Genomic DNA, 16,652 nt, shown 5'->3' on the forward strand with positions numbered 1-16,652 from the left:
AATCACACGAGCGCGGTGCATCACACCATCGTCAAGCACCGCACATGCAGAAACCGGGCACACGACCCCAAATACAACACTGGCCTCCTCGAAAAAGAGGAGGCCAATGGGATCACAGGCAGGACGACCTGCCCAGGTGCCATCAGTGTACCATGTCAATATGGACGACGTCATAATCATCAGCCAAGCGAAAAAGTTCTGCGGACAAGCGCGCTTCGACCGATATCTCAATGACGCCTCCCAAGACCCAACGACCGCGCTCTCCTTATGCAAGTGGAATCACCGGTTTGCGGGAGTCCTACACGAACAGATCGGCTACGTCGAGATCGCCGTACGCAACGCGATCGACCGGCAGCTACGCGTCATGGCCCTCAATGAGCACAACGACGAACAATGGACCAGCGAGGAACACGAGCCCGTATTGGTATCCAAGCTCATCAGCAAGCAAATACGCGAGGCACGACACTTGGCCATGGCCGCCCTCCCCGGACAGCCAATCAGCCATGACGACGTACTCTCCAAGCTCATGTGGGGCACTTGGGTCAAAATGATCGGACTGCCCGAACACAGCGAACGCACCACACTACAACGCGAGCTCTGGCAACTGCAGATCGCGCAAGCATTCCCGAACACACAACAAGATGAGTCAGGCAGACAAGCCGTCGCAAGGAATCTCGCCTACCTACGCGGCGTACGCAACAAAGCCGCCCACTTCGACAACCTCTACACCGCCGCAGATCAGAAACGACGCATCATCAACGCATCCATGTACCTGCTCACTGCAATCGACAAGAACTTCGCACGAGGATGGCTCGACATCTCCAGACTCCGCCGGGAAGCCAACACGAAAAACGCTCTGCTCGACAAGACCCGTCAGAACCAGCCAGCATTACCGGCACACGTCGAAATCCGGCCACGCGCTCCGCATCGCAAGGACTAGGTCGGGGTATTCCGACGCTTATAGCGCCAAGCCGACATGCGTCAGCAACTCCACGAGCTTCTGGTTCTGTTCACGCAACGCGCGCTGCTCGTCAAGCAAGGCCTGCTGCCCACTCAACGCATCCTTCAGACTCGTTGCCAGCTCACGCACACCATCGTCGTCATGACCGGCAGCAGCGTCCGGTTTCTCCTCGACCAAGGTCTTCCGCCCCTGCCTGACATCATCCAAAGCGTCGGCGATGCCATGCTGCCGTTCGATGCTCGAATGCGCGTAATGCAACACCATGTTCGGAGTGGTCCAACCGCCACGAGCCTGTAGATCGGCCAGCGTCGCCGAACCGGTCTGCATCGCGATGGTATTGCCCGTATGCCGCAGGTCATGGAACCGCAGGTTCGGCAGTCCCACGGCCGTTCTCGCCTTCAGAAACGCCTTCTCGACCTCGGACTGGTGCACATAGCCGCCGCCCGCCGAGCGAAACAACAGTCCATCCGCTCCCTCACCGGCGAATCGGGCGATATGCCGGCGAATCTCGGGAACCAACGAGTCGGGAATCGCGACGGTACGAACGCCGGCACGGGTCTTGGGAGCGCCCTCCACGAACCCGTCCTCGCTTGTATGCGTCACGTTGCGGGTGATGTGAATCTCCTTTTTAGACAAATCGATGTCACTGCGCCGCAACGCCCTCACCTCACCGAACCGCATCGACATCCATGTCGCCAGCAGCACCATGAGCCGATACCGTTCCGGCATCGCGTCCACGATCTGCTGCACTTGCTCGGGAGTTGCCACCGGACGCTCCACCCCCGCATGTCGGCTCCCGCCCTTGATCGTGCACGGGTTGAAATCCAACAGACGATACGGAGGCTTGTACGCTTCCTCCATGATCTCCCACAACATCCCATAACAACTGGCACGCTGCCCCGGAACCTTGGCGATGTCCCCGTCATACCATTCCCGCACCATATCCACGCTGATATCCCGCAACCGGGTATTACCGAACACGGGCAGAAGCCGACTGTTCAGCCGACCCCGATACGTCTCCCTCGTACGCGGACGCCACGCCCCTTTATGCCGGTCGAACCACTTCTCCGCAAACTCGCCAAACGTCTGCCCACGCTCCCGCATCTTCTTGAGCCGGTCGGCAGGACGAGTCCACTCACCGGAACTGATCAGGCGATGCTCCTCATCCAACCACTTACGTGCATCCAGCAGCGTATCGAACCGGTCCGGCGCATGAACACGCTCCGAACTATCAAACGGGTTCAGGTACGACGCGTAGTACGCCGACTTCGAACCGCCATTCACCGTATCCTTCACCGGCCGCTTGCGAATCCACCCGAAACTGCGCGAGCCTTTCCTCTTTGCCATACCATCACATCCTTCAACGTGTTTCTTTCGCGATATATGCAACCCCCTTCTGGAGTAAGTCGAGCATAGTTTTTGGGTTATTAGTGGGTCAATATAAACGTCCTCTGCCGCCGAAAATGTCCCCTCCGGACTCTTCCACGAAGGCCTGCAAATGCTATGATTTCCTAGGAAAGCTTGTTATTTCGCGGTGGCGGAGGATATGGGTTCGAGCGGTTTCGAATCTCGTATCCTCCGCCATCGCCCCAGAACCACGCGGTTCTGGGGTTTTTGTTTTTCAGCACCCCCGCAACCGGGCAACAGAGGCAACACCTTCAGGGCAATGTGTCGATGTTGTTTCGCAGGTGCTCGATGAATCGCCTGGCCGCCAGGGGGAGCCTGTCGCGATCGGCGTAGGCGATGGCGATGGTGCGTTCCACGGGCGGGTCGGTGGGGCGCAGGGCGAGCCGGTAGTTGGTGCTGGTGCGGTGGAGGATGAGTTCGGCGAGGATGCTGAAGCCCAATCCGGCCTCGACCATGGTCATGATCGAATAGTCGTCGTGGATGCGCAGCCGCACGTTCGGTTTGAGCCCGACCGACGCGAACGCCTCCAACGGCTCGGAATAATGTCCCTCCTCCAGCAGGATCATGGGCTCCTCGGCGAGCGCGGCCAACGGCACCCGGTCAAGTGCGGCGAGCGGATGGTCTTGCGGCAGGACGGCGAGCATGGCGCCCCGTTTGATGGTGATGGTCTGCACGTCGCGCGCGGCGGCAGGGTTGATGAATCCGAAGTCGATGGTGCCGTTATGAATCCATTCCTGAATGGTGGTGTAGTCGCCCTGATGCAAGACGAACCGCACGTTCGGGTGGCGTTGTTGGAATCCGCTGATAAGTCCGGGCAGCCAGTGGGCGGAGATGCTGGCGATGGTGCCCATGCGGATCACGCCGGTGTCGAGGCCGAGAATCTCGTCGGTCCGTTCGCGGATGCGCAGGCCGTCCTCCACATAGCGTTCGATGAGCGGGTAGAGCTGGCGCCCCTCCTCGGTGAGCGTGCATCCGCCGCGCTGCCGGTTGAGCAAGGTGACGTCGAGTTCCTTCTCCAGCGAGGCGATCATCTGGCTGACGGCCGACTGGCTGCATCGCAGCTCGTCGGCGGCCGCGGAGAAGCTGCCGTATTCGACGATGTGCCGCAGGGCGAGATACCGGTTGTCCATAATTGCTCATCATAGACGTTGCATAAGCATCGCTTACGTGTCCATTAGCGGATTTGATTGTACTTATCGTATATGCCCGTCATACGATGGCCGCCATCGGACACGTCCAGCGCAGCTGGATTGTTCGACACATGCACGGGAACATCAATGAAGGAAAGGATCCCCCGATATGGCGTTGTTGCGTACGGCGCTCCGGGCCGCGTTGCCGCCCACTTTGCCGATTGCCGCCAGCTTCCTGTTTTTCGGCGGATCCTACGGACTGCTCATGCACGCCAAGGGGTTCCCGATCGTGTACCCGCTGGCCATGGGCTACGTCATCTTCGCTGGCTCCATGGAGTTCGTCACCGTGAATCTGCTGTTGTCCGCGTTCGACCCATGGGCCGCGTTCCTGCTGGCGATCATGGTCAACGCGCGTCATCTGTTCTATGGCCTGTCGATGTTGGACAAATTTCGTGGATTGGGCTGGAGGAAGCCGTATCTGATCTTCACGATGATCGACGAGACGTTCGCCATCGATTCCAGCGTTCATATTCCGGCATCGGTCGACCGGGGATGGTTCATGATGTTCATCTCGGTGCTTTGCCGTTCCTACTGGTTCGGTGGAATCGCCGTGGGCTGGCTGGCCGGCGGCGTGCTGCCGTTCGATACCAAGGGCATCGAGTTCGTGCTCGCCGCCCTGTTCCTGTCGATTCTCCTCGAACAGTGGGATGACGACCAGAACCGGAAGGAGGGCGACGTCAGCGCTCCGCGCCCACACCCGGTGGTCGCGAATCTCGTGGATTCGGCTCGGCCTCATGCGCCTGCGCTGGTCGGGCTGTCGGCCTCCGCGATCTGTCTGGCGCTGTTCGGCCCGGACCGGTTCATGATTCCGACCATGGCGTTGATGCTCGCGGCGTTCCTGATATTGCGTACACGATTGGAGAACGCAGACGATACAAATGGCGCCCGGAAGGGGAAGGAGCAATGATGACCATGACCACATGGCAAGCCGTCGTAACCATAGCGGCGGTCTCGTTGGGCACCATGCTCACCCGCTTCCTGCCGTTCACGCTGTTTCCCGATTCGCGCCGCCCGCCCAGGACGGTGACCTACCTCGGCAAGGTGCTGCCACACGCGATGACCGGTCTGCTGGTGGTGTACGCGCTCAAGGACGTGTCGCCGCTCTCCGGATTCCATGGAGCGCCCGAGGCGATCGCGGTCCTCGTCATCGTGCTGCTGCATCGGTGGCACCACAGCATGCTGGTGTCCGTCGCCGGCGGAACCATCGTGTACATGATGCTCGTCCAGCTGGTGTTCGTGTGACGGGTTTGTGGCTTCCTGCCTCGTGAGGATTCATGGCGATGGACATCCGACGGTAGATGACGAAAGCAATGGGAGACAAGTATGACTATGCGGCAGTATGTGGTGGATGCGTTCACGGACAGGGTGTTCAAGGGCAATCCAGCGGCGGTGTGCCTGCCGGAATCATGGCCCTCTGACGAGCTGATGGCGGATATCGCGATGGAGAACCGGTTCTCCGAGACCGCGTTCGTCGTACGCGAACCAGAAGGATGGCACCTGCGCTGGTTCACGCCGGGCGGCGAGATCGACCTGTGCGGTCACGCAACGCTTGCCTCTGCATATGTGGTGCTGCGGTTCGTGGAACCGGACGCCGACGTGGTGCGGTTCCAGACAATGAGCGGCGTGCTGACCGTGACCCGACGGCGGGGCGACAGGCGTGATGGTGACGACCACGCTGGCGACGTGTTCACCATGGACTTCCCCGCCTTCGACCTGAAACCCACACCGGTTACCGATGCGATGGAGCGCGCATTGGGCGCGCGTCCGGCCGAGGCATGGATCGGCCGCGACCTGCTGTGCGTGATGTCCGACGCGCGAACCGTACGCAGTCTCGACCCCGATCAGGAACTGCTCAAGGATCTACCCGGCCTGCTGGCCAACGTCACGGCGGTCGGCGACCCGGGCTCAGGCTTCGACTGCGTGTCCCGATCGTTCGCGCCGAAGCTCAACGTCCCCGAGGACCCGGTCTGCGGCTCCGGCCATTGCCACATCCTGCCGTACTGGAGCAAACACTTCGGCAAAACCGCGCTCACCGCGTATCAGGCCTCGGCGCGTGGCGGCGTCATCCACGCCACGGTCGGCGACGGTCGCGTCAGCCTCGGCGGCAGCGCGGTGCTGTTCTCCATCGGCACCATCCTGCCCGACTGATGACAACAACTGCTGTGCGATCTTTCTAGTGGACGAAACGCAAATACACCAGAAGCGCGCTGACGGGGACTTAGCGTACGATTCCTGAGGTCATCGATTCGAATCCAGCCGCATACAGGGAGCCGCCGCACCATGACCTCTCATCTTGCTGAAGCAGGACGCACGTTGATTCCGCACAGGGACGACAAGTACGGTCTGCTCTCCCCCGCGCTGGTGATTTTGACGTTCGTGGCAGGGCTTGTTGACGCGCTGAGTTATCTCGCGCTGGGTCACGTGTTCGTGGCCAACGTGACCGGCAATATCGTGTTTCTGGGCTTTTCGATCGCACACGCGCAGGGCTTCGTCTGGTGGACGTCCGCACTAACGTTGGCCACGTTCATGGTCGGCGCACTCATCGGCGGGCGCATCATCCACTATTTCGGCGCGAACCGCGCACGGCATCTGCTGGTGTCGACCTCGGTTCAAGCAGTGTTCGTCATCGCAGCACTGGTCGGCACTACCCTGCTCAACCGGTTCTCTGCCGAGCCGACGATAGGCGGGACCGGCAAACCCGCGAACATGGCAACGGCGGCCGCGCAAGCCATCGCCGCCACCAACTCCCCGAGTCTCAACTTCCCGACTGCCAACCACATCGACTTGCACATTATCCTGCTCATCGTGCTACTCGCACCAGCGATGGGCATCCAAAACTCCACCGCGCGCAAACTGTCGGTCCCAGATCTGCCGACGACAGTGCTCACAATGACGTTAACCGGCATTGTTGCGGACACTTCGGCCCACGGTCACGAGCAATCGAAGCTCGGCCGACGCGCAGTGGTGATGATCGCACTGGCAGCCGGCGCACTGGCTGGCGCACTGCTGCAGACCAACGGTCACGAAGACGTCATTCTGATGGTGATGATCGGCTGCCTGCTGGTGGTCATCGCAATGATGCTCCCGAACGTACGCTCCGACGCACGCTGGGTCACCGGCAAATAACCCGTTGTTCTGCGCGTTATCTGCCGTTGCATAACATTCGCATACCACCGTAGCCATCATCCAGCCATCACTTAATCATCAGCGCGATAATCAGTCAGATTGAGACTAGCGGCCACTCGATTGGAAGCGAATGCGCCAATCGCAACCAGCGCATAGCACAGCGCGAGGCCGCCAAAGAAGCTCAGCAGCGTAGCCGGCTTGGTCATCGATGCGGCGAATAGCGGCGCCATAAGCAGCATCGAGCAGCCACCCGCCACGATTACCACGATATTCAGCGGCGTGAGCACTTCGAGGAACCTCGCACGATTCAAGGTCTTCGCGTCCGTACCTTCGAGCACAAGCATGCGGTATTCGTTCACCTGATCGTAGACGCTACCAGCCTGCATCACACCTGAGCTGACGGCTGCGAGCACGGCGGCGAATATCAACGTCAGCAGTCCGCCGGTGCCGATATCGCGCAGAAACAGCGTCGCTGGATCATTCGAACTATCGGCTGCCGAAGCCGAGCCGAGAAATCCGCAGATCGACGTGATACCGGCGATGAACACAGCCAGTGCAATGCCAGAGACATTGCGCCAGGCGCGCTTGGGATTGTCAAGAATGCGGCGCATGGCGATCATGGTCGCAGCATCTTTGGGGTGGCGCGCCTTGGACTTGGCGCGGGCCGTGACCACCCACGAACCGAGAAGATTGAACAGTGCAAAGCAAAGCAGTACGAAGCCGATCACCACGGCATAGATCATCGTCTCACCCATCCCGAAGCCTGCCAACATCGCCGGATTCTTGAACACGATCACGGCAGCGAACATCACGAGAACGAAAATCGCCGCACGCCAAGCGGACGGCAGCGAGCCCGCCACACGATTCGTGACGCCAAGCGGCGTAATAGCCACGCGACGTAACGTAATCAGCGAAGAAACCAGCGCCAGTACGGCAACGCCTACAACCGTGGCAACCAGAGCAGGCGCCCCGACCCAAAGCTGTTCAAACGTGAACCTCTGATTCTGGAAGCGCAACAACATAATCAGCGGCATGAGCGCGCAGTAGCCGAGGGTTCCAATGAGCGAGCCAGCCAAGGCCTGGCCGGCGGCGTCAAACGCGGTAAGGCGAACCACTTGACTGGTGGTGGCGCCGACCAGTCGCAAAGTGGCAAGGCGCGCATCGCGGCGGGACGCGGCCAGTCTCGCTGCGGAACCGGCGAGCGCCACGAACGGCACGACGAGCAGCATGCAGGCGAACCCTGCGAGCATCACGTACCCAGCGGCATAGGAAGCAGGATCAGTAGGATTGGCGACCCGGTGTTGCCAAGCGGCAAGCGTGCCAGGAGCGCATACGGTTTCATTGAACATGCAGCCGATTGTGTGGTCGGCGGAGGCGCGCCACATGAACCCGTGCACGCCGCCAAACACGGTGAGGAAGATGGCTGTCGCCGCAGCGAACGCGATAATCGCCAGTACCGAGGTGTGACCGGTCGAGCTTGACCGACCGTGGCGATGGAATAACCGCCAGAGTGCAAACGTGCTCATCGTGTGACCTCTCCCAGCTGCCCGTCCTGCATGGTCACGGTGCGCGAGCAGAAGTCCGCCACGTTCGGATCGTGGGTGACAACGATCACAGCCGCACCATTATCGCGTGCGGCGGCCATGAGGATACCCATGACCTCGCGGCCTGTGGACTGGTCGAGCGCGCCGGTTGGCTCGTCGGCGAAAACGACGGCCGGTCGTACGGCAAGCGCTCGAGCAATGGCGATGCGCTGCATCTGACCGCCGCTCATCTCGCCGGGCCGATGGGTAGCCAGCGCCTTGAGACCCATGCGTTCAAGCCAAAGCATGGCCGCATCCGTTGCGGCGCGATATGGTGCGCCATTGAGCATCATCGGCAGGGCAATGTTTTCTACAGCCGGCAGCTCGGGTAGCAGATGACCTGATTGAAATACGAAGCCGAAAGTGCTGCGGCGCAGTTTGGTGCGGTCGGCATCGCTCATAGTTCCGAGATCCGCGCCGCGGAACGTCACGGTTCCACAGGTAGGGCGAATGATGCCTGCGAGCGCATGGAGCAATGTTGATTTGCCGGAACCGGACGGTCCCATAACGGCAATGGTTTCGCCTTCCCCTAATACAAAGTTCACGTGGTTTAAGGCGAGTGTGTGCAGCCCGAATGGCGAGGGGGAATTTGGCAAGTTCGGCGAATTTGGATTGGCGGCGGATACTGTTCCTGCGACCGCGCGACCGGCCTGCGTTTTGAACATCGTGGCAGTGTAGTCCATTACGAGATCATGCGCTTCAAGTATCGGACTCCACTTGCGCGGTTGCCAAGGTTGGGGTTGCGCCGGCTGAGCTACCGGTGCGACTGTTTGGGATTGCTGTGCTGTGTTCATACTACCGAGGCTACGAACTCGCCGTTCGGCCATCCATCGGGCTGCGGGATGAACCATCTCTAGGTTGTTTGGCGGAAATCCGTGCGCCATCTCATTCGAAAGGATTACCTGCAAGGATGACCATCAAACAGACACCCATACCCCAGCTGCGCACATCATTCCGCCGATCGATGCCGAGCAACGCAATCGACCGCTACGGTGGCATATGACCGCCGCGCAAAGCGGAGAACAACTGGCGTGAGAAACCAGAGAAAGCCAGAGAGAATCGGAGAAGAAAACCTATGGGATACATCGCATATTTCAGCCGGCCATTCATGCTGGCGGTTGCTCTGTGGCCGTTCATATCGGCGGTGCTGACGGTGCCGGTGCTCGCGCTACTGTATCACCGTTACAATCGCATCCGCTTCTCGCAGGTGCTCGTCGCATATGGCACGGTGCTGTACGCCATCGGACTGCTTTGCTTTACGCTTTATCCGATGCCTGAAGATGCGGCAGCCTACTGCGCCGCGCATCATCTCACCCCGCAGCTCAACCCGCTGCAGTTCATCGGAGACATCCGTACCGACGGCCTCTTCGCGATCATGCAGCTCGCATTGAACGTCGCATTCTTTCTGCCGCTTGGCTTCATCATGGGTCGTGTATTCCGCTGGCCGCTGGCCGCCGCGCTGCCGTTCGGTTTTGCGACGAGTTTGATGATCGAGACGCTACAGTTGACCGGATTTCTCGGCCTGTATCCGTGCTCGTACCGACTGTTCGATGTGGATGATCTGATCACGAACACGCTGGGCGCGCTGCTCGGCTACGCTGCCGCCCGACTGTTCGATCGACTTGTGCCGCCGCGCAAGAACGATCTGACGACGGTGACGCAACCTGGATTCCTGCGCCGCTGTATCACGTACATGATTGATTTGACGGTGATCATGATCGTAGCGATTCCGGTGACCGCACTCGCCACGATTGGTTATGACGCGCTGATTCTGCGCAATATCGCAATATGGCAGCCGATTCCAGCCATCGCCCATGTGTTTGGCAACGATGTTATGTTCGCTGACGTGGTGACGCTGATCGCGCTGCTGATTTTCGAGCTGCTGGTGCCGTGGATGCGCGGTGGACGCACGCTCGGCGGCGGGTTCACGCACATGACCTGCGAGACGCGCGTGCGGTCGGGCTGGCGACGCGTACTGTTCTATGCTGTGCGGACGGCGGTGTTCATGATGGTCATATTCATGCGGCTGATTCCGCGGGCTGGTTTGCTCACATTCGCATTGCTTATTTTCTACTGGGTGACAAAGCAAATGCCATACGATTTGCTACCCGCGGATGATGATCCGCGCAATGTGGGGAATACCGGACAGATAACGCATCTTGCTTGACGATGTGGTGAAAATATACCCATGACAAACGCGAAAAAGGCTTGTTCGTGGTCTCTTTTCACCACATCGTGAATGTATCAATCCGAGATGTCCGATTTTCACCACAAACGGAGTTCTACGCGGTCTGTTTTCCCCACATCCTCAATGGTCGATCAGCACCTTCACGCGGCGCGATCCGCTTAAGATCGCGTTTTCCCCACATTCAGCCCATTGCCCACGCAACAAGCCTACTCACTGGCTGTCTGGCATCACATCATATACAGCAAACTTCACTGTCTGCGACTCACCGACCCGTCAGCCTTCACAACTCTTCGACTCTCCGGCTCGCTTGGCTTACCTGCCAACCGGACACGACTCCGATTCAGCGTTCGATGCCGTATTCAGCGAACATGTATGCGTCGTACTGGCTATCGAGAGTGTGCGCCGCGTTGTTATGGACTGCTTCATGATGATTGATGTTGACCTGCATGATCGTTCCTTTGCCTTAGCTTCTTCACTATCATGCTTTGGTCTACTCCACCTGCGTTTCCGTATGATGTTCGATAAGCCACACGCAGGTGAACTCATCCCATCATCATCGTGAATACAGGCGCGTGAACGCCCGCGCAATACGCGCCTACGCGAGCATCTTCTTCAGGTCAACGGGGCACTGGAGATTGTTCTTGAGGCTTTGCAGCTTGTCAAGCCCGCCAGCGGAAGTGTCAGTCGAATTTTGATCTTCCTGCGTAGGCGTCTGCGTAGAGTTTGCCTGATCGCCAGAGCCACCAGCACTCGTCGTACTATCGCCCGTGCCATTACCAGTCGTATCTGAACCGTCCGTGGAGCCGGTGCCAGCCCATTGGTCTTGCACCGCGTCCGGCACGTCAGTACCGCATTCGTCGGTCACTTGGCCACCAGTACCGGTGTAAATACCGTTTTCGCCGATCACCGGCGTAGTTACTACGTTGAGCGCGGAGGTAGCAGATTCTGCAGCGCGCACGGTGAACGCAATCGTCACTGACGATCCCGGCTTAATACCGTCCGTCAAACGCAGGTTGATGAACTGGTGACCTTCAACCGTACCGTTGGCCACAAAATCGCCGGATTCGTAGGCCAGCGACGTGATCATGCCACCGCTGGGCGCCATCAGGAACAGTCGCGGCTGCATTACGCCGCTGCCGTCCTCACCAACAACGAATGTTGGCAACGATTTGACCTGTTCCTTAGTCAACGTGTTTTTCAGCGTCACTGTCACCGTGTATTCGTCGCCAAGCTGCGAGGTGGGAATGGTCAGCAGGTTGGTGGCACGCGGACGCGCGTTCACATCGTCGCTGAGCCGGCGCGCAGCGGAAGCGAACGTCTTGCCGCAGGTCTTCGTCACGGTGATCTTCGGCTCGAGATACCAGTCGAGCTTGCTCGGCACAGCCTCGGTAAAATATACGCCGGCGGTTGGCGTGGTTGCATCATCAGGCAGCAAACCGGCTACATTCGCGTCAAACACCTTGGTTTGCACGAGTGCTTGCAGTTCTTTATCGTGCTTCATCCACAGCTTGAAGTGGCCGCTGGCAGACGTTTCGCGCGTGGCCTTGAGCAGTCCGGACACGGTTGACGTGTTCACGCCAGCGAACACGTGGGTCATGATCTGCTTGGATGCTTTGTTGGTGTATTCGTTCTGCTCGGTGTAGTCCGGGTGGTCGATATACAGGTCTTTGAGGAAGAATTTCGCCGTGTTGGTACCGTCCAGCACCTTACCGTCGGACAGCGTAATCGGCCCAGTTGCGCCGATGAGCGACTGCATGAAGATTGGGTCGAGTGCGAATACGCCGGCAATCTGCGTGTCCTCGTTGCCTTCTTGCGCTTGCCACTGGTTCTTGAGGGTGACAGCCGCGCGCTGGAAGTTCGGGTTGACTGTGGTGGTCTGCGGGTATTTCCATACCTGATCGCCGAAAATCGCTGCTTCTTTGACGTTCTGATCGTCATACGGTGCTGTACCGTATTCGAAGTTCGTTGTCGCGGTGAAGTCGCCGATGGTCACTTTGCCCTTGTTCGCGGTGATGGTCGCAACGTTGCCGACCATGCCACCGCCGGAGCGCAGTTCGGAAGGATTGTAAATAGCAACGAGATACGTGCGTTCACCGTTTTCGCCGAGTAGCTGCGGCAGCAAGTTAATCAGCTCATCGTATTCGTCGATGATGGTGTCCACGGATTTCAGCGAGGAAATACCAGTGTCGATGAGCGAACCGATTTTGCCGACCTTCGGGCGCTGCAACTTTTCCAAACGAGCCGTCTGTGTTTTGATATCTTTGCGCGCTTGCTTGACGATTTTCGGCATGCCGGTTACTGCGCTTAAATCAACGGTTTTATCCTGCATGGAGAAGCCGGATACTTGCTTGCCCAAGTCCATAAGATCTACAAATGGGCCGTCTACGAGCGTGCTCATCGAGTCAAGCATGGTGCGCACGGCGGTAATGTCATTGCCGTACGAGGTGTGGTCACGCAGGTAAGTCCACTGCGGTTTGTCGAATTCGTCGCGCAGTTCGCGCGTTGAGGAGACGAGTTCTTGTGCAGACGTGGATAGGTCGCCGTCGCCACCGCATCCGAGCGCAATATTGGCGAGGTTTTCCGATGCGGAGATGAAGCGGTTGGCTTCGATGGCCATTTTCGCCGCTGACACTCCGTAGATACCGACGATCGACAGCACGACACCAAGCAGCGCGAAGATCACGTACAGCACGATTCGCTGTGGTAGCAGCGCCTGAGAGAGGAACTGATGTCCTTTTCGTCCAACGTGCTGGGGAGCTCGGCGCATAGATCAACCTCGTCTGTTTCGTTTCCACCGCGGGGCATCGAGGTAGGACATCGAGAGCCCAGCGCGGCATGATTCACATGTGATAATACCGTGCTTTGCTCATTTCACTTTCTGGAAGCCCGTCATCAGGGTGTAATCAGGCGCGTTTTTCACAAAGTTGTTGCATCTGTTTCATCGGCTTTCAGCCGGCTTTCAGACTTCATTGAGGGGTATAACAGTATTGCGCAAGAAAACACACACATAGCGCGACAATAGTGTTGACCACGAGATGCCATGCCCTTGGGCGCCATAAATATATGGCAGCATCTCGGCCAACGATGTACAACGAGCGGTTGCAAGGCGTAACGTAACGCCGCGCCCGCGAGAGAGGGACTGGAGAGACAAGCGCATGTTCGTTCTCAAGAACGCTTGGGCAGCCATCGCACGCCGTAAATGGCGCGCATTGCTGACGGCACTCATCGCCATTGTCGTTACGTTTGGAACCATGTTTGGCATGGCGGTTCTACAGGAGAACGATACTGCTACTGGTAGTGCCTACAATTCCCAGAAAGTTACGGCACTCATCCGCCCGAACGCGAAAACACAAGCGAAGTATAACGGCGCAGATTCTAGCTATACCGAAAATTATCTTGGTTGGACTGGCTATACGACGTATGCGACCGCTGTGCAGTCTGCTGGCGTAACGTTTGGTTACACGTTTGCGGAGACGGTGCCGGTGCGTCAGACGGAGAAGTTCCAGGCGATTGCTGGCACTGATGATCAGGATGCTGATAAGACGGGCGGCGAATTGCAGTTCCGCGCGTTCTATTCGCTGGATGCCGCGCATGACAATGATTACGGCCGCTACAAGGTTGTAGAAGGCAAGCATCTGAACTATTCCGGCCAGGATGAGAATAGCGTACTGATTTCGAAGGCTCTGGCTAAGAAGAATAAGCTGTCGGTTGGCGATACGTTTGAGATTGCGTACCCGAATGATGCGAGCAAAACCGTCAAGCTGAAGGTTCGCGGTATTTACGAGTACACCGAAGCTGCTGCCAAGGGCAAGGGTTCTGACGCGAAGCTGGCGAAGGATAATCGTGATAACGCGATTTACAGCGCTTACTATGCGTTCGGCATGGCTGGTTTTGACGCGGTGGATGGCACTGGCTGGCTGATTCCTGATTTGAATATCGCGTTCCAGCTGAACAGTGTTAAGGATTATCAGAAGTTCGTCAAGGCACTGAAGAAGGCGAAGCTGCCTGCAAAGTATGAGGTTTCTTCGCCGTCGCTGGCTGCCTACGAGGAGTCGATCGCAACTCTCGGTTCGCTGGCTGCAACGCTTCGACCGGCTTTGATTGCCTTGTGGGTGATCGGTGGTCTGCTGCTGCTCGTGCTGTTGGGCTTCAACCTGCACGGCCGCGCGAACGAAATCGGCACGCAGCTGATGATTGGTGTGACAAAGGGCCGTATTGCCTGGCAGTTCATGCTGGAAGTGTTCATGCCGACACTGCTTGGCTTTGTGATTGGCGCTTTGGCTGGCGGCTTTGGTAGCAAGTCGCTGGGCGCGGCACTGGCTGGTGGCCATGCGACAGCTCCGACGAGTGCGCTGGTATGGCATGTGATCTGGGGTGGCTTGGGCGTGATTATTGTGCTCATGCTGATTGCGATGATCCGCGTGCTGGCATTCCGCTCGCGCAACCTGTTCGCAGCACGCTCTGGCAGCAGCGAATCCGAGAGTGCCGCCAGCGTAACTGAGACGACTGAAGCGTGAGTGATACAGGAGATAGACCGATGAATAAGGCAGATGACATGACCAATACCACCGACGATCTCACTGAAGGCACTGAGAACGCTGCCGAGAACACCGCTGCGCAGTCGGCTGACAACGATGCCGCTACGAATCTCGATGATGTGCAGTTCAGCATCATTTTTGATGATGATTCGGATGCGGACGGTATCGCTGATATCGCTGATCTGAGCGGCGATACCGTTAGCGAACCGGAAGACGAGGCAGACAAGGCAACCGAGGCAACGCAGAATGACGAATCCTCGTCTGCTGACACTGCCGCCGACAGCGCTGCTAACACCGCTGCTGATGACGCCAACGGCACAACCGACGCTGATCTGGATGATGAGAATCTTGACGCTGCTGCAGCCAACGCGAGCCGCGTGAACGAGACGCTTAACCTGAGCGTGAAGGCTCCTGCGAGTGCTGCAGCTGGCGCTCTTGCGGATGCTGCTGCAAACCCTAGTGCCGCTACGGCTGACCCGGCTTTACGCTTGTCGTCGCGTATTGACAAGGAACTGCGTCATGATGCTGCGGACGATATTTTGCTCAAGTCGTACCCGACGTTCGCACTGAACAAGGTTTCTGTGGCGAACAAGAAGACTGGCCGCAATGTGCTGGATCGTGTGGATCAGGCGTTCTATGCAGGTCACATGTATGCGATGCTGCTGCCGGAGGGCGATGCTGAGCTGCATGAGACGCTGATGGGCACAATGAGCGGTTTTATTCGTCCGACTGAGGGCAATGTGATGAATAAGAGCGCGAATCTGACGGAGCTTGAGGTCGGCGAGCTGCGCGGTCATCGTTTGGGTCTTATTCCGCAGCAGTATGCGCTGCGCGATGATCTGAGCGCTGAACGCAATGTTATCTACGCGATGGATGCTTCTGGCCGCACGTTCTTGAAGCCGAAGCCAGTGCTTGCACGCGAGCTGCTGCAGCGCGTTGGTTTCCACCCGGATACGCCGAACGCGCCGGTATCGAAGCTTGACTTGGTTGATCAGCGTCGTGCTGCGATTGCGCGCGCGATTGCTTGCGAGGCCGAAGTGTTGATCGCTGATGAGCCGACTGCTGGTCTTAATGATGACGATAGTGTCGCTATCCTGCAACTGCTGACGTCGCTGACGCATGGCGATGTGAAGCGTTGCGTGATTATTCTCACCGAGTCCGAGGCCGTAGCCAACACCGCCGAAACCATCGTGGAATTGTAAGCCGTATCCCCCGCTTTACCTTTCGCTCTATCAAGCATTGAGCTCCCTGTGCTGGCATGGTAACCCGCACAGGGAGCTCAATGCTTATAATGTCTGAGATTGTCTTAAATCGGCTCTTGGTGTGTGACGTGCTTGTTGTATATCACGGTATCGCGCTTACGCGCGATGCTGTGCTGTTGGCGGCGCATAACGCCGCGACGCTCCCCCAGTCACGGCTTGACGCCGTGACAGCCCCCTCAGCCGAGGGGGCCGAGTTATGTGAATACACGTCGATGAGGATGCGGTAGCCTCGGCTCCCTCGGCTGAGGGAGCTGGAACGGCCGTAGGCCGTGACTGAGTGTTCCTATCTTGGTGTCAAGTTTGTGGTGTGTTGTGATTGGTAGGGATTTCGGTGTTTGAGGATGCTGTAGATGAGGTTGCATCGTTGTCTGGCAAGAGCGAGGAGTGCCTGGGTATG

At 58.3% G+C, this 16,652-nt stretch carries 12 protein-coding genes and 1 pseudogene; 8 read left to right on the forward strand and 5 right to left on the reverse strand.

What is annotated here, in order from left to right:
• Nucleotides 1–160: 160 nt before the first annotated feature.
• Entirely contained in the window at nt 161–940 is a 780-nt protein-coding gene (locus D2E25_RS09285) for an Abi family protein (RefSeq protein WP_125982110.1), read from the forward strand.
• 18 nt (nt 941–958) lie between these two features.
• Here the strand turns inward: D2E25_RS09285 and D2E25_RS09290 are convergent, their stop codons facing one another.
• Together D2E25_RS09290 and D2E25_RS09295 are read right to left on the reverse strand one after the other, a co-directional pair.
• Nucleotides 959–2,308 carry a tyrosine-type recombinase/integrase gene (locus tag D2E25_RS09290; RefSeq protein WP_125982113.1) on the reverse strand — a complete coding sequence of 450 codons (1,350 nt, stop codon included), beginning with the start codon at nt 2,306–2,308 and terminating at the stop codon, nt 959–961.
• Between the two features lie 311 nt (nt 2,309–2,619).
• Nucleotides 2,620–3,498 carry a LysR family transcriptional regulator gene (locus D2E25_RS09295; protein ID WP_125982115.1) on the reverse strand — a complete coding sequence of 293 codons (879 nt, stop codon included), beginning with the start codon at nt 3,496–3,498 and terminating at the stop codon, nt 2,620–2,622.
• 169 nt (nt 3,499–3,667) lie between these two features.
• On the opposite strand from D2E25_RS09295, the gene D2E25_RS09300 reads away from it, so the two are divergent.
• From D2E25_RS09300 to D2E25_RS09315, 4 genes are all read left to right on the forward strand, one after another.
• Complete coding sequence (locus D2E25_RS09300) at nt 3,668–4,465, forward strand: AzlC family ABC transporter permease (protein WP_164514797.1); 798 nt, start codon at nt 3,668–3,670, stop codon at nt 4,463–4,465.
• The gene (locus D2E25_RS09305) at nt 4,465–4,800 is read left to right on the forward strand and encodes a branched-chain amino acid transporter permease (RefSeq protein WP_125982148.1); all 336 of its coding nucleotides are present in this window, start codon (nt 4,465–4,467) and stop codon (nt 4,798–4,800) included. Before D2E25_RS09300 ends, D2E25_RS09305 begins: the two co-directional genes overlap by 1 nt.
• Before the next feature lie 81 nt (nt 4,801–4,881).
• Entirely contained in the window at nt 4,882–5,706 is an 825-nt protein-coding gene (locus D2E25_RS09310) for a PhzF family phenazine biosynthesis protein (protein ID WP_206430768.1), read from the forward strand.
• A 132-nt stretch (nt 5,707–5,838) separates the two neighbouring features.
• The gene (locus tag D2E25_RS09315; protein WP_125982118.1) at nt 5,839–6,684 is read left to right on the forward strand and encodes a YoaK family protein; all 846 of its coding nucleotides are present in this window, start codon (nt 5,839–5,841) and stop codon (nt 6,682–6,684) included.
• A 71-nt stretch (nt 6,685–6,755) separates the two neighbouring features.
• Here D2E25_RS09315 and D2E25_RS09320 read toward each other — a convergent pair whose 3' ends face one another.
• Entirely contained in the window at nt 6,756–8,210 is a 1,455-nt protein-coding gene (locus D2E25_RS09320) for an FtsX-like permease family protein (RefSeq protein ID WP_125982120.1), read from the reverse strand.
• Nucleotides 8,207–9,061 carry an ABC transporter ATP-binding protein gene (locus D2E25_RS09325; protein WP_125982122.1) on the reverse strand — a complete coding sequence of 285 codons (855 nt, stop codon included), beginning with the start codon at nt 9,059–9,061 and terminating at the stop codon, nt 8,207–8,209. Before D2E25_RS09325 ends, D2E25_RS09320 begins: the two co-directional genes overlap by 4 nt.
• Before the next feature lie 281 nt (nt 9,062–9,342).
• Between D2E25_RS09325 and D2E25_RS09330 the strand changes: the two are divergent.
• Nucleotides 9,343–10,261, forward strand: a pseudogene (locus D2E25_RS09330) (VanZ family protein); the annotation flags it as partial.
• A gap of 789 nt (nt 10,262–11,050) precedes the next feature.
• On the opposite strand, the gene D2E25_RS09335 reads toward D2E25_RS09330, so the two are convergent.
• Nucleotides 11,051–13,222: a DUF4012 domain-containing protein gene (locus D2E25_RS09335; protein WP_125982127.1), complete on the reverse strand. Its 2,172-nt coding sequence runs from the start codon at nt 13,220–13,222 to the stop codon at nt 11,051–11,053.
• A gap of 388 nt (nt 13,223–13,610) precedes the next feature.
• Here D2E25_RS09335 and D2E25_RS09340 point away from each other — a divergent pair, with 388 nt between their 5' ends.
• The gene (locus D2E25_RS09340) at nt 13,611–14,972 is read left to right on the forward strand and encodes an ABC transporter permease (RefSeq protein ID WP_125982129.1); all 1,362 of its coding nucleotides are present in this window, start codon (nt 13,611–13,613) and stop codon (nt 14,970–14,972) included.
• Nucleotides 14,973–14,992: 20 nt separating this feature from the next.
• Nucleotides 14,993–16,195, forward strand: coding sequence for an ATP-binding cassette domain-containing protein (locus D2E25_RS09345; RefSeq protein ID WP_125982131.1), 1,203 nt, complete (start codon nt 14,993–14,995; stop codon nt 16,193–16,195).
• Nucleotides 16,196–16,652 lie beyond the last annotated feature (457 nt).

The organism is Bifidobacterium goeldii, assembly GCF_003951095.1.
GTDB lineage: Bacteria > Actinomycetota > Actinomycetes > Actinomycetales > Bifidobacteriaceae > Bifidobacterium > Bifidobacterium goeldii.

Excerpts from the sequence above, each read along its gene's own strand:
- D2E25_RS09300 (WP_164514797.1), top strand. The coding sequence starts at position 3,668 with ATGGCGTTGTTGCGTACGGCGCTCCGGGCCGCGTTGCCGCCCACTTTG.
- D2E25_RS09325 (WP_125982122.1), bottom strand. The coding sequence starts at position 9,061 with ATGAACACAGCACAGCAATCCCAAACAGTCGCACCGGTAGCTCAGCCG.
- D2E25_RS09340 (WP_125982129.1), top strand. The coding sequence starts at position 13,611 with ATGTTCGTTCTCAAGAACGCTTGGGCAGCCATCGCACGCCGTAAATGG.
- D2E25_RS09335 (WP_125982127.1), bottom strand. The coding sequence starts at position 13,222 with ATGCGCCGAGCTCCCCAGCACGTTGGACGAAAAGGACATCAGTTCCTC.
- D2E25_RS09320 (WP_125982120.1), bottom strand. The coding sequence starts at position 8,210 with ATGAGCACGTTTGCACTCTGGCGGTTATTCCATCGCCACGGTCGGTCA.
- D2E25_RS09315 (WP_125982118.1), top strand. The coding sequence starts at position 5,839 with ATGACCTCTCATCTTGCTGAAGCAGGACGCACGTTGATTCCGCACAGG.
- D2E25_RS09290 (WP_125982113.1), bottom strand. The coding sequence starts at position 2,308 with ATGGCAAAGAGGAAAGGCTCGCGCAGTTTCGGGTGGATTCGCAAGCGG.
- D2E25_RS09295 (WP_125982115.1), bottom strand. The coding sequence starts at position 3,498 with ATGGACAACCGGTATCTCGCCCTGCGGCACATCGTCGAATACGGCAGC.
- D2E25_RS09285 (WP_125982110.1), top strand. The coding sequence starts at position 161 with ATGGACGACGTCATAATCATCAGCCAAGCGAAAAAGTTCTGCGGACAA.
- D2E25_RS09310 (WP_206430768.1), top strand. The coding sequence starts at position 4,882 with ATGACTATGCGGCAGTATGTGGTGGATGCGTTCACGGACAGGGTGTTC.
- D2E25_RS09305 (WP_125982148.1), top strand. The coding sequence starts at position 4,465 with ATGACCATGACCACATGGCAAGCCGTCGTAACCATAGCGGCGGTCTCG.
- D2E25_RS09345 (WP_125982131.1), top strand. The coding sequence starts at position 14,993 with ATGAATAAGGCAGATGACATGACCAATACCACCGACGATCTCACTGAA.